This window comes from Nostoc sp. (assembly GCF_036917975.1).
In the GTDB taxonomy this organism is placed as follows: Bacteria; Cyanobacteriota; Cyanobacteriia; order Cyanobacteriales; family Nostocaceae; genus Nostoc.
The window spans coordinates 34,675-48,150 of record NZ_JBALEJ010000038.1 but is presented as its reverse complement, the minus strand read 5'-3'; the positions used below and the strand labels follow the sequence as shown (position 1 = coordinate 48,150).

Genomic DNA, 13,476 nt, shown 5'->3' with positions numbered 1-13,476 from the left:
GAAATATATGAATGTGAAAAAGATTACGTTCACCTCTGGTGTTACGCTTCGCGTAATCGCAGCTAGCCTACTAGGTATCATGAGTGGCAGTCTTATTGGCTGTACAAATGATTCTCCCGATAGCACGGCTACTAACACTGATACTAAACCTGCTACCAATACCAGTGCAGAGACTCAAACCGCCACTGGGAATGGAAAATTAAAATCAGTTGCCTTTACTGTTGGTGATTTAAGTAATCCCTTCTTCGTCCTTATGGGACAAGCAACTGAGGCAGAAGCGAAAAAAATCGGCGGTAAGGATGTCAATGTTACCGTAGTTTCCAGTGCCTATGACCTCAACCAACAAAGCAATCAAATTGAAAATTTCACTGCTTCCAATACTGACATCATTATCGTCAATGCTGCTGATAAAAGTGGCATTAAGCCAGCAATTGAAAAAGCAAAACAAGCAGGTAGAATTGTCATTGCAGTAGACACAGGTGCAGAAGGGGGTGTAGATGCCACTATTACCACTAATAATGTCCAAGCTGGAGAAGTTGGTTGCAAGTATATTGCTGACCGCCTCAAAGGTAAAGGCAATGTAGTCATAGTTAACGGCCCGCCGGTGGACTCGGTGATTCAGCGAGTTAGTGGCTGCGAGAATGTATTGTCCAAATATCCTGATATCAAAATCCTCTCCAAAAACCAAAATGCAGAGGGTAGCCGGGATGGAGGACTCAGAGTTATGACTGATTTGCTGACAACATTTCCAAAGATTGATGCGGTTTTTGCTATCAACGATCCGAGTGGAGTCGGCGCAGAACTAGCAGCTAACCAAGCACAACGTAAAGACTTCTTTATTGTCGGGGTTGATGGTGCGCCAGAAGCAATAACTGCGATCGCAGCTAAAGATGGTATATATGCGGCAACTGCTACTCAAAATCCGCGAGGGATGGCCGAAAAAGCAGTTCAAGTTGGCAACGACATCTTAAATGGGAAAAAACCAAGTAATTCAACCATCCTAATACCAGTTAAGTTGATCACGAAAGATAACGTCAGCACAGAAAAAGGCTGGTAAGTAATAAAAATTGTAAATTTGCAGTTGAAAGCTTATGTCTTTTGATGTGAATCATCTGCTGCCTTTGTAAAGTTTTTGCACATACCTAAAATGTCTGGCGGTTTTCACTTAAATTAATACAAAACCTAACCCCCAGCCCCTTCCCTGCAAGGGAAGGGGAGTAAGACTCAAAGCCTCTCCCCTAAAAGGGGAGAGGTTTGGAGAGAGGTCAAAACTCTATGTACTGCAACCAAGAACCGCTATGTATGTGCATCAGCGGAGAGTCTGATTGTGCATTTCTAGCACTCAGACTCTCCCAGCAATCTCTGTGAACTAATGTTAACAACAGAGGATGAAAATATCTCTTTAAAACTCCTAGTCAGCTTTTAAAACATGATTTTGCGGTCAATAAAATATGAGTTTATTAATTGCTAATTCACCTTCGCAAATTTTAAATAGTTTTTACAGGTTTTGCTCATGACAACAAATATTGAAACCTCACTTTCTGATGCACCAACTAGCACCCCAGTGTTAGAGATGCAAGGAATTACAAAAAGATTTCATGGTGTATCTGCGCTCCAAAATGTTAATCTCACCATTTATCCGGGAGAAGTTCATGCCCTCATGGGTGAAAATGGAGCAGGCAAAAGCACATTGATGAAAATCCTGGCTGGGGCTTACATTGCTGATGAAGGAGAAATTCGCATCAATGGTCAACCCTTGAAAATTACCGATCCGGCGACAGCACGCAAGTCGGGTATTAATCTGATTTATCAAGAACTGAATGTTGCACCGAATTTAACCGTTACCGAAAATATGTTTATGGGTAGCGAGTTGCGGCGAGGTCAGCTTTTAGACCGCAAAGCGATGCAATTAGAAGCAGAGGAAGTATTGGAAAGCCTGGGAGCCAATTTTACTGCCCAGACGATAGTTGGTACTTTGTCCATCGCCGAACAGCAGCAAGTGGAAATTGCCAGGGCGCTGAAAGATAAAAGCCGCGTTCTGGTGATGGATGAGCCAACAGCAGCATTGTCTGACCGTGAGAGCGACCATTTATTTGAGGTAATTCGCAAACTGCGGCGTGATGGCATTGCTATTATTTACATCAGCCATCGGATGGAAGAAATCTATGCGCTAGCTGACCGGATTAGTGTGTTGCGCGATGGTCAATATATTGGTAGTTTGACACGCAGCGAAATTTCTCCACAGCGATTGGTGCAGATGATGGTCGGTCGCTCCATGCAGGACTTTTACGAACATCAACGGCAAATGAATCCTGGCCCCGTCGTGCTATCAGTCAGAAATATGAGCGATGCGCGTCAGAAGATTGAGCCGACTAGTTTTGAACTTCATGCTGGAGAAATTCTCGGTTTAGCGGGGTTGGTTGGTGCTGGACGCACAGAACTATCCCGGCTGATTTTTGGTGCTGACCGTAAGGCTAGTGGTGAAGTATTCTTGAACGGCCAAAAACTGGAAATTAATACGCCCAGTGATGCGATCGCCGCCGGAATTGGCTACGTCCCCGAAGACCGCAAAGACCAAGGTTTATTTCTGGAAATGAGCGCCCGCAAGAATATTGCTATCAACACACTCAAACAGGATGCAAGGGCTGGAATTGTTAACTGGGCTTCAGTGAATCGGCTATCAACAGATGCGGTAGAAAACTTTAATATCCGCCTAGCCAATTTGGAAATTAGAGCATTGGATCTTTCTGGTGGTAATCAGCAGAAGCTACTGCTAGCGCGTTGGTTAGCTATTAAGCCCAGAGTACTGATGTTAGATGAGCCGACACGCGGCGTAGATATCGGTGCCAAAAGTGAAATTTACCGAATTATGAGCGAATTAGCAGCACAAGGGGTTGCTATTTTAATGGTTTCCAGCGAACTATCGGAGATTGTCGGCATGAGCGATCGCGTCTTAGTGATGCGAGAAGGACAGCTGGTAGGCGAACTGGATGGCAGTCTTGGCAAAGAAATCACCCAAGAAAAGATTATGCACTACGCAACAGGAGCATCGGAGGTATTAGCATCATGAGTCAGACAGTCAGACCGCCTGCCAATAAATTAGGCAACAATCCCGCATCCCGCAACCGGAAATCAATCGGCACTCTGTTGGAAGTTGCGGGTATTCTGCCAATCTTAGTAATTATCTGCATCTTATTTGCATTCCTTTCTCCCAACTTCCTCACCGGCGGTAACATCGTCAATATCTTGCGTCAGGCATCAATCAATATTGTGCTGGCAACAGGAATGACCTTTGTAATTCTCACCGGCGGTATTGACCTTTCCGTTGGGTCAATCTTAGCCGTTTCTGCCGTAGTTGCATTGCTAGTATCGCTACTGCCGGCTTTAAGTTGGGCGGCTGTACCTGCTGCCTTGCTGGCAGGATTGCTTTTAGGTTTACTTAACGGTGCGCTTATTACCTTTTTGGATGTACCACCTTTTATTGTCACCTTGGGTTCACTTACCGCCTTGCGGGGTGTGGCCTTTTTAATTGCCAAGGGGACAACGCTGATTAACCGGGACATCAATTTTGCTTGGGTGGGTAATAGTTATATCGGCCCTCTGCCGTGGCTAGTAATCATTGCGCTACTAACGGTAATTGCTAGCTGGTTTGTCCTGCGGCAAACTGTTTTAGGAGTGCAGATATATGCCGTTGGTGGTAACGAACGGGCAGCGAGATTAACTGGGATTAAAGTTAATCGGGTGTTGCTATTCGTCTATGGTATTAGCGGATTACTGGCAGGCTTAGGAGGAATCATGAGCGCCAGCCGTCTTTATAGTGCCAGTGGCGTATTAGGTCAGGGTTATGAATTAGATGCGATCGCAGCTGTCATTTTAGGTGGAACCAGCTTTACAGGTGGTATTGGTACTATTGGCGGCACACTTCTAGGTGCATTGATTATTGCGATTCTCAACAACGGTTTAACCTTGTTGAACCTATCTTACTTCTGGCAACTAGTCGTCAAAGGACTAGTAATTATTTTGGCAGTAATGATCGATCGGTTACGCAGACGTTCTAGACGATAAAAGGGACTGGGTACTGGGGACTGAGGGAGATAAACAAAACTCTTAACTCAGCACTCAGCACTCAGCACTCCTAACGCCCAATTCCCAATATATAAACTATGTCATCTACTACTATTCGTCGCAAATCCAACACCTTTTATGTGATTTTGATTGCTGGTGCGGCTGCCCTCGGCGGGTTTTTATTCGGTTTTGACACTGCTGTAATCAACGGCGCGGTTTTATCTCTAGCAAAAGCTTTTAATACCAGTAGTTGGGTGACAGGGCTGGCAGTGTCCCTAGCGTTGCTGGGTTCTGCTGTTGGAGCCTTCTTTGCCGGACAGATTGCAGATCGTTATGGTCGAGTCAACGCAATGGTAGTCGCTTCGGCGTTGTTTACCATCAGTGCTATCGGCTCTGGGTTTGCCTTCACAATCTGGGATTTTATCTTTTGGCGAGTATTGGGTGGGATTGGCATCGGTGTTGCTAGCGTCATCGCGCCAGCTTACATTGCCGAATGTTCTCCCACCCATTTGCGAGGAAGATTAGGATCTCTGCAACAATTAGCGATCGTAGTAGGAATTTTCGTCGCCTTATTGAGCGACTACTTTATCGCTACGTCAGCAGGTTCAGCAGACTCGCCGTTTTTGTTTGGGGTTGCAGCTTGGCGCTGGATGTTTTGGACAGCAGTCCCACCAGCAGTATTCTACGGGATGGTAGCTTTAACAATTCCGGAATCTCCCCGTTATTTGGTTGCCAAAGGACGGGAACCGGAAGCTGTTAACGTTCTGACCAAGATTTTAGGGGGCGATGTGCTGCCAAAAATCGAAGAAATTCGGCAGACAGTGCTTCGTGAACGCCAACCCAGGTTTTCTGACCTATTAAGCAGAAGTGGCGGACTCCTCCCCATTGTTTGGGTAGGAATAGGCTTATCTGTATTACAGCAATTTGTTGGGATTAATGTAATCTTTTACTACAGCAGCGTTTTGTGGCGGGCTGTCGGGTTTTCCGAAAAAGATTCCCTAACAATTACGGTGATTACAGGAGCCGTCAACATTATTACAACACTGATTGCGATCGCCTTCGTAGATAGATTTGGTCGCAAGCCCTTACTTATAGTAGGGTCGATTGGCATGACCTTGACCTTGGGGACGATGGCTTATCTTTTTGGCAATGCTCCCCTCGATGCTGCTGGGAACCCCAATCTTACCGGCAGCGCTGGGACTTTGGCTCTGATTGCAGCCAACCTCTATGTCTTTTGCTTCGGCTTCTCCTGGGGGCCAGTGGTTTGGGTGCTGTTGGGAGAAATGTTTAATAACAAAATTCGAGCCGCCGCGCTTTCGATTGCTGCTGCCATACAATGGATTGCGAATTTCGTGATTTCCACAACATTTCCTCCTATACTGCAATATTTCGGTCTAGGTTCTGCCTATGGACTGTATACAATTGCAGCAGCTACCTCATTCTTTTTCATTCTCTTTTTTATTAAAGAAACCAAAGGAATTGAGTTAGAAGACATGTAATTAATTCGTAATTCGTAATAGGCTACGTCCCGCGGCGCTAACGTGATTTGTAGAGCATGAGAGGTATTTTATCTCCTCCTGCCTCCCCTGCTCTCTTCGGCGATTCTCCCGGAAAAGTATCAGAAAAAAACTAATTGAAGAAGAATTCAGAAGTCAGAATGGGCTACGCCCCGTTCATTGGTGTCAACTTAACGTGAAAACTAGCCTAGTAAAAGCTTTTAGATATTGTCTCGTTCCCAGTCTCCGACTGGGAATGCTCGTCATTGAGGCTCCGCCTCAATACTTGCGGCAGAGCCGCCAGGATCAGCATTTCCAGCCGGAGGCTGGAAACGAGGTTTTAAAGGAGTTTCAGCTTAAGTTGACACCAATGCGCCCCGTTGCGCTATCCGCCAGTCATACAGAATACACAACTGAATTCTGACTCCTGAATTCTATTTAATAAAAACTCTCGCTTCAGTCAATCAATAAAAAGATGGAAACTATCAATACGGCTCTTTGTTCTTCTGGTTTATCCGGCATGGTATTTCATGCACCGTTTATTGATTTACATCCCGGATTTAAATTAGCCGGTTCTTGGGAAAGAAGTAAAAAGCTGATACAGGAACATTACCCGGATGTAAAAAGCTATCCTTCTTTGGAAGCATTGCTATCAGATGAGGAAGTAATGTTGGTGGTCGTAAATACACCCACTTATACCCATTATGATTATGCTAAACAGGCATTGCTTGCAGATAAACATGTGGTGGTCGAAAAAGCATTTACCACAACAGTAGCAGAAGCGCAAAATCTCAAAGAATTGGCACAAAAACAGGGAAAGAAATTATCTGTATATCAAAATCGGAGGTGGGATAGTGATTTTAAAACAGTCAAAAAAATTGTTCAAGAAGGCTTATTAGGTGATATTATTGAAGCAGAATTTCAATTTCAAAGATATAAACCAACTCTCAGTCATAAACAACACGTAGAAGTTCCAAGTCCAGGGGCAGGAACATTAAATAATTTAGGGCCGCACTTAATAGACCAAGCTTTGCATTTATTTGGGATGCCTGATGCTATTTTTGCAGACATCCGCATCACAAGAGTGCGATCGCAGGTAGATGATTATTTTGAGTTGATACTATACTACGACAAACTGCGCGTCAAATTAAAAGCAAGTTTTCTGGTGCGTGAGCCTGCGCCTGCCTATATCATACATGGCACTCATGGTTCTTTTGTCAAAAGCAGAGCCGATAAACAAGAAGAGTATTTAGTCGCGGGTATGAAGCCTAATACACTTGATTGGTATACAGAGCCAGAAAGTGAATATGGCTTACTTCATACCGAAAAAGACACAAAAGTAATTCGGGAAAAAGTTAAAAGCTCACAGGGCAGTTATTTAGGTTATTACGATGCGGTGTACAAATCCATTGCTAATAATCAGCCAATTGCTGTTACTGCCGAAGACGGAATTAATGTAATGCGAATTATAGAAGCAGCTATTAAAAGCAGCAATGAGCAAAAAGTCATAGCGTTGCTTTAAGTGACCTAAAACCCAATACAGTTCAGATAAGCCCAAAACACTTGTAGAGACGGCGATTTATCGCGTCTTGAGAACCCAAAAATGTTACCAGTAGCCCTTAACTGAACCATATTGACCTAAAACCTTAGCTCAAAATATGTAGATTAGCTCGTAAGCTGAAAGCTTTAGTTTGAGCCTAATCTCTTTCGTTACCAAGTCAGAATTCAACCATTTTCAACTCACAAGTCGATGATCAAAACTCTTTTTTATAGTTTTTTTCTTCTGTTTTTGGCAATTCCGGCAGTTTGGGCAGCACCTCCAGAAGATAATTCTAATCCAGCAGATGCGAATAGGAATTTGCAGGGGCAAGTCAATTCTGTTTCTCAGTTTTCTGATGTACAACCAACTGATTGGGCGTTTGGTGCATTGCAATCACTGGTGGAACGCTACGGCTGTATTGCAGGTTATCCCAATTCTACCTATCGCGGGAACCGTGCCTTAAGCCGTTATGAGTTTGCCGCAGGTTTAAATGCTTGTTTGGATCGGATTAATGAGTTAATTGCCACAGCTACTAGCGATTTAGTTAATAAGCAAGATTTGGCAGTGCTGCAAAAATTGCAGCAAGACTTTGCCGCAGAATTGACAACTCTGCGTGGGCGAGTGGATACGCTAGAAGCACGAACAGCAACCCTAGAGAAACAGCAATTTTCCACCACTACCAAGCTGAATGCTCAAATTATTACTGCCATTAGTGATACCTTTGGTAATAGAGTTGGTGGCGATGCCTCCGGCAACCCGAAGCGGGAACGCGATGACTCCCGTATCTACTTTGCAAATCGGGGTCGTCTCAACTTTGAGAGCAGTTTCACTGGCAAAGATTTATTGCGAGTTCGGCTAGAGTTTGGCAACTTTGCTAATTCCAATGGTGCAAGCCAAATTGCCGCAGCTACAGGCACAGGGATGACACGCCTGAACTTCGATTATGACAGCAACGAGACACTTTTTGTCCCCCATATCCGTTATTACTTCCCAGTCAGTGATTCCCTTAACTTCGTTGTTGGGCCTACAGGCATTGGTTACACGGACATTACAAACACCATCACTCCCGCCACGATCGCTGATGACGGCAATGGGGTTCCCTCATTATTTGGATCGTATAGTCCCTTATTCCGGCGAGGTGGTGGTGGTGCAGCCGCTAACTGGAACATCACCAAAGACTTGGTTCTTACCTTGGGCTATTTAGCAAACAGTCCCAATGTGCCATCGGGGAGCAACGGCTTGTTTAATGGTGGCTACAATGCCCTAGCGCACTTAGCCTATTATGGTAAGCAAGGAGCGATCGGTGTTGCCTACTCTCATGGCTATAGCCCTGCTGGAGTAATCGATCTCTCGGCTGGGACGGGTAGCGTGCTGTCAAACGCTCCCTTTGGCAACAACATTGCTACTTCCAACGATATTGTCGGCGCACAGGGATACTATCGCTTCTCCCCAAATTTCCAAGTCCACGCTTGGGGTGGATATATTTGGGCAAATGCCAAGAACTCTGGTTTGAGTGATATTTCCAATGGTAGGGGTGGAACAGATTCTCTATTTGTGAACAATGGTGACAATGCCAATGTCTGGTTTGGGGCGATTGGTGTGTCGTTTCCCGATGTGGGTGGTAGAGGCAATCTGCCAGGAATTCTCTTTGGTATACCACCCCATGTCTCTAACAGTGATGTCCGTCAAGAAGGAAATAACGCTTATCATATCGAAGCATTTTATCGTTACCGTCTGAACGACAATATTTCAGTTACTCCTGGTTTTTGGGTAATTCTCAACCCAGAAAACGATAGTAGAAACGATACCCAGTATGTAGGTGTGCTTCGTACAACCTTCGATTTTTAACTCTAATAGCAAAAGTCCCACGCCTCACTAGACGGAACGTGGGATGAATGCACGTGAGTGAGTACATTCGTAAGGGCACGGCATTGCCCATTGGTGTCAACTTAACGTGAAAGCTAGCCTAGTAAAAGCTTTTAGATATTGTCTCGTTCCCAGTCTCCGACTGGGAATGCCATCCTAGAGGCTCTGCCTCTCTTTACTGGCGGCAGAGCCACCAGGAGCAGCATTTCCAGCCGGAGGCTGGAAACGAGATTTTAAAGGAGTTTCAGCTTAAGTTGACACCAATGGGCATTGCCGTGCCCCTACACATGGCGATACGCACATCTGAATGGGAACTGCTATAACTAACTAGTCAAAACCTTAATTGATAATTGATAATTTTTGTTTTCTTGTAATAATAGCTTTCCATGTTTAGTTAGCTTTAGTTGCTGTCCTCGCCACTCTATAGTGTTGCCAATAAAGCCAAAAAACCAAATCACAAAGCTTAATAAGTCGCACCCAGGAACGAGCCACAGAAATTTTTTGACTATTGGATCTTTCAAACTAATAGTACCAACGATCCAAGCCATCAGTAATCTTATTGCCCAACAGATACATAGTCCTAACCATCCTACTATTGAACCATCAGTAGTAATCAGTAGCAGCAAGCTGGTGACGACTCCATAGGTAAAAATTAGTCCTAGATAACCCCAAGGACGAGAAACTCGTTTACCACGTGCCCAACGAATCTGTCGCCTGAGAGCATCAACTAAGTTGTTGCTTATCTGTACATGTTCAACAATGTAGTCGGAAAGCACAACTTTGTAGCCGGCTTGTACAGGTAGATAGCCAAGTTGAAAATCATCTGCCAGATAATCAGCGATCGCTTCAAATCCACCGATAGCTTTTAGTACTTTTTTCGGGATGACAATGGTGGAACCAAAAGCATATTTTACACCATTTTCCTTCAGATTACTGACAAAAACTCCAGCATGAAACTCAGTCGTAGCAGTAATAGCCTCTAACGTCGATATCCATCCTTGAGCTAAGGAGCGATACATACAGGTGACTACACCCACGCTTTCGTCTTGTAACGGTTGGATAACTCTTTGCAAATAGTCTCTTCCAACTCGGATGTCGCTATCAGCAAGGACTAGAATTTCGTATTTAGCTTTGTCTGCGGCATTGGCCAAGTTGCTAACTTTGAAGTTTGTACCAATGACGCGATCGCTTACAATCAGCAAAATATCCAAATCTGAAAAATTATGGATGATTTTCTCTATAACCTCTATGCAAGGGTCTTGAGAGTTTCGCACTGCAAAGATGATTTGATATTCTGGATAGTTCTGCTGACAAAAGGAGGCTAGGTTTTTATAAGTATCACTATCAAGTCCACAAATGGGTTTGAGGATACTAACAGGTGGATGGAAATCTAGATCAATTGGCTGGGGATCAGCAAAAAAAGTGATTGCTGCATAAATTGCATAGCAATAAAAGCAGACCGATGAAACGCATAAAACTAGTAATAAATCAATGAAAACTAGGTGAACATTTGTTAAGAAGGTAGATACAAACATAAACATTAATTAACAGGCGGGTAATATTAGCATTTTCTAGATTCCTTGCCGATAAGCTTAAGATTTTTTTATATAGGTTAAATGAAATTGGGATGATAAGGTGATTACTTTAGAGAAATTTTACTTTTAAATTTTCACTAAATATTTTTGGCTGGCTTAATTATTTCCGAAACTATTTGAATGAAGTACAGATAGTTTTAGGATTAATTATCATTAATTAAAGATTTTGGAAAATAAAATTTAGGTACTGAAAAATAAAAAAATATCCAATTAACTCTTGTGGACTGGGCGCTCATGTTGCCCACCCACAATATTGGATAATTTATTTCTTGGAGTTCCCTGAGATGGTATGTTGGGATAGAAAATGGTGGTTGGTAATTTCAAAGCCGTTATTCAGCAGCGCTTCGCGTACCTTACTACTTAACAAGGCAGCCAGTTCTGCTTCACCTGTCACTAGTTCTTCATTTAAAGAATCGCCATAAATTGCGTTGGCGTTGGCGTAGCCTCTCCAAGAGTTGCCCAACCTAGACATCGCTGGATGAGAGTAAATCTCTACCAAGTTTGCCTGAATTTGGGGTATCAACCCAAGTAAATATTCCTCTGTAATGCCTCCAGTTTGCAATAAACCGTAAACTCTTTGAGTAAAGCTAATACCTTGGGATTCTAGTAGCTTCTCACCATAGCGGCGTAGTCTGCCAAATACTCCTGACCAAACTAGCTTTGTCAGTAAATGACTGCGATTAACTCTTAGGGTCATCCCCAATTCCTCACTGGGAAGACGAATAACTTTAATATCAAATTCTGGTGCTAAGTCAACTAAAATACGCAAGACTACCGGATGGACGTGCAAATGCAAATGTCCATCCACATGAGAAAGAGGCAAACCAGTAGAACGGTATTTTTCTAACTGAGCGCGAATTTCTTGCCGCAGTTCTTGATAGGTTTCCTTAACAAATTGGTAGCGCAATCCGGCAAAAAATGGACTGTTGGAAAAGTTACCTTGTTTGTCAACTAAATGGGGAATTTGCTCTGGCGGTAAGACAGAACGTCCACATATCAACACAAGATGTAGTCCAACGGCCAGATTTGGATTGGCCTTTGCCAAGTTGACAGCCTCTTTTGCAGCATCAGCGCTCACCATCAGGCTGGTACTAGTTAGCACTCCTTCTTTGTGTGCTTTGATAATTGCTTGATTAACTCCTTCAGAGAAACCAAAGTCATCACCATTGATGATAGCGAAACGCTGTGCTGGCATAAGTTTTAGATTTTTAAGGTTCCGATAATTGAGCTATTGAGTTGGATTGATGCCGATCTCAATCCAAAATGGTATTATGTCAACGTGAATTCGATGAACCTCTCCGAAACGGAAAGGGAGGAGCAACGAAAAATTAAGCTTTTTGCTCCCCTCTCCGCATCGGAGAGGGGCTGGGGGAGAGGTCAAATAAGACTTGTCGAACTCACGTTATGTCAATTGTTCCAAAAAGAACAACCAACAATTAACCAACAATGACCGATTCTGCTTTCGCAGTTGCTTGGGTACGACGGTCTTTCAAGTATGAGAAAAATTCCCGTCCTTCACGCAAGCGGCGTATTAACATTTGGGGATCGGTGAGCATTTCGCCAACAATTGGGATAATGGCTCTGGGACGGAAGTAGAACTTCCGATACATCTTCTCAACTGCATCTTCAATCTCAGCACTGGAGAGATTGGGATATTGCAGTGTAGACATTTGAATTCCTGAACTAGCAACTAAAGAACTGTTGCTAAACCAATTATTTTCTTGTGCTTGACGATAAAGTTCTGTGCCAGGATAGGGAGCGGCAATCGAAACCTGAATTGTATGCGGACTAATCTCGCAAGCAAACCGGACTGTTTCTTCTATTGTTTTTGGCGTTTCGTCGGGTAAACCAATGATAAATGTGCCGTGTACGGTAATGCCAAGTTTATGACAATTTTCCATAAACTTCCGCGCTACTTCCAGCTTGATTCCTTTTTTAATGCCATCTAAAATTTGCTGATTCCCAGATTCAAATCCTACCAAAAGTAGGCGTAAGCCGTTATCGCGTAGTTTTTTGAGGGTGTCATAATCCAGATTTGCACGGGCGTTACAACTCCAAGTCAGTTTGAGTCGCCGCAGATGTTCGCTAATTGCGATCGCACGCTGTTTGTCTATAGTAAAGGTGTCGTCATCAAACATGTATTCTCGCACCTTGTCGCCGAAAATGGCTTTGGCTTCTTCCATCTCGCGCCCAACTGCTTCGGGGCTTTTAGTGCGGTATAAATGTCCGCCAATTGTTTGCGGCCAAAGGCAGAAGGTACATTTTGCCGGACAGCCCCGCCCAGTGTAAAAGGAAATGTATGGATGTAGTAAGTAGCCAATAAAGTATTTAGTAATATCTAAATCACGGTGATAAATCGGCAAGACACTGGGCATGGAATCCCAATCGTGAATCAAGGGGCGGTCTTCATTATGACGTATATTACCCTGGCGATCGCGGTAACTTAGACCTGTAATTTCTTCCCAAGATTTACCCTCTGCGATTTCTTTGCAGGTATAATCAAATTCGTGACGACACACGAAGTCAATGATTGGGTTTTCCAGCAACGTCTGTTCTGGTAAGACTGCTACGTGCGCTCCAATCAAACCAATCTGGACATTAGGGTTTTGAGCTTTGATTGTTTCGGCACACTTCACGTCATTAGCCAGCGAAGGCGTGCTGGTGTGCATGATAATTAGCTCGTAATCTTGAGCAATTTTGATAACATCTTCTACTGTTTGCTCGTGTGGGGGTGCATCAATCAGCTTGCTACCAGGTACAAGGGCTGCGGGTTGTGCCAGCCATGTCGGATACCAGAAGGAGGTAATTTCACGCTTGGCTTGGTATCGAGAACCTGCGCCACCATCAAACCCATCAAAGGAAGGAGGACTGAGAAACAAAGTTTTCTTCACAGGTATATTTCCTTCTATATAGT

General features: G+C 43.8%; 10 protein-coding genes. 7 read left to right on the top strand and 3 right to left on the bottom strand.

Features of this window, described 5'->3' with window-relative positions:
* Positions 1 to 7 precede the first annotated feature (7 nt).
* The 7 genes from V7K76_RS16965 to V7K76_RS16935 all read left to right on the top strand — a co-directional run bounded on the left by V7K76_RS16965 (position 8) and on the right by V7K76_RS16935 (position 8,949).
* Entirely contained in the window at positions 8 to 1,057 is a 1,050-nt protein-coding gene (locus V7K76_RS16965; protein ID WP_334778583.1) for an ABC transporter substrate-binding protein, read from the top strand.
* Between the two features lie 456 nt (positions 1,058 to 1,513).
* Positions 1,514 to 3,070 carry a sugar ABC transporter ATP-binding protein gene (locus V7K76_RS16960; RefSeq protein WP_334778545.1) on the top strand — a complete coding sequence of 519 codons (1,557 nt, stop codon included), beginning with the start codon at positions 1,514 to 1,516 and terminating at the stop codon, positions 3,068 to 3,070.
* Positions 3,067 to 4,065 (top strand): ABC transporter permease subunit, encoded by a 999-nt coding sequence (locus V7K76_RS16955; RefSeq protein ID WP_334778544.1) that lies wholly within the window; start codon positions 3,067 to 3,069, stop codon positions 4,063 to 4,065. The genes V7K76_RS16960 and V7K76_RS16955 overlap by 4 nt, the downstream gene beginning before the upstream one ends.
* 98 nt (positions 4,066 to 4,163) lie before the next feature.
* Positions 4,164 to 5,564, top strand: coding sequence for a sugar porter family MFS transporter (locus tag V7K76_RS16950; protein ID WP_334952449.1), 1,401 nt, complete (start codon positions 4,164 to 4,166; stop codon positions 5,562 to 5,564).
* 193 nt (positions 5,565 to 5,757) lie between these two features.
* Positions 5,758 to 5,985, top strand: coding sequence for a hypothetical protein (locus V7K76_RS16945; protein ID WP_334778542.1), 228 nt, complete (start codon positions 5,758 to 5,760; stop codon positions 5,983 to 5,985).
* Positions 5,986 to 6,036: 51 nt separating this feature from the next.
* Positions 6,037 to 7,083 carry a Gfo/Idh/MocA family oxidoreductase gene (locus V7K76_RS16940; protein ID WP_334952452.1) on the top strand — a complete coding sequence of 349 codons (1,047 nt, stop codon included), beginning with the start codon at positions 6,037 to 6,039 and terminating at the stop codon, positions 7,081 to 7,083.
* 267 nt (positions 7,084 to 7,350) lie between these two features.
* Positions 7,351 to 8,949 (top strand): iron uptake porin, encoded by a 1,599-nt coding sequence (locus V7K76_RS16935; protein ID WP_334778540.1) that lies wholly within the window; start codon positions 7,351 to 7,353, stop codon positions 8,947 to 8,949.
* Between the two features lie 341 nt (positions 8,950 to 9,290).
* Here the strand turns inward: V7K76_RS16935 and hpnI are convergent, their stop codons facing one another.
* The 3 genes from hpnI to hpnJ form a co-directional block, all read right to left on the bottom strand.
* The gene (gene hpnI / locus V7K76_RS16930; protein ID WP_335029899.1) at positions 9,291 to 10,502 is read right to left on the bottom strand and encodes a bacteriohopanetetrol glucosamine biosynthesis glycosyltransferase HpnI; all 1,212 of its coding nucleotides are present in this window, start codon (positions 10,500 to 10,502) and stop codon (positions 9,291 to 9,293) included.
* Between the two features lie 322 nt (positions 10,503 to 10,824).
* Complete coding sequence (gene hpnK / locus V7K76_RS16925) at positions 10,825 to 11,757, bottom strand: hopanoid biosynthesis-associated protein HpnK (protein WP_334952455.1); 933 nt, start codon at positions 11,755 to 11,757, stop codon at positions 10,825 to 10,827.
* A gap of 241 nt (positions 11,758 to 11,998) precedes the next feature.
* Positions 11,999 to 13,453 (bottom strand): hopanoid biosynthesis associated radical SAM protein HpnJ, encoded by a 1,455-nt coding sequence (gene hpnJ, locus V7K76_RS16920; protein WP_334952457.1) that lies wholly within the window; start codon positions 13,451 to 13,453, stop codon positions 11,999 to 12,001.
* Positions 13,454 to 13,476 lie beyond the last annotated feature (23 nt).

Coding starts and splice junctions, on each gene's coding strand:
- V7K76_RS16960 (WP_334778545.1), top strand. CDS start 1,514: ATGACAACAAATATTGAAACCTCACTTTCTGATGCACCAACTAGCACC.
- hpnK (WP_334952455.1), bottom strand. CDS start 11,757: ATGCCAGCACAGCGTTTCGCTATCATCAATGGTGATGACTTTGGTTTC.
- hpnI (WP_335029899.1), bottom strand. CDS start 10,502: ATGTTTGTATCTACCTTCTTAACAAATGTTCACCTAGTTTTCATTGAT.
- V7K76_RS16950 (WP_334952449.1), top strand. CDS start 4,164: ATGTCATCTACTACTATTCGTCGCAAATCCAACACCTTTTATGTGATT.
- V7K76_RS16965 (WP_334778583.1), top strand. CDS start 8: ATGAATGTGAAAAAGATTACGTTCACCTCTGGTGTTACGCTTCGCGTA.
- V7K76_RS16955 (WP_334778544.1), top strand. CDS start 3,067: ATGAGTCAGACAGTCAGACCGCCTGCCAATAAATTAGGCAACAATCCC.
- V7K76_RS16940 (WP_334952452.1), top strand. CDS start 6,037: ATGGAAACTATCAATACGGCTCTTTGTTCTTCTGGTTTATCCGGCATG.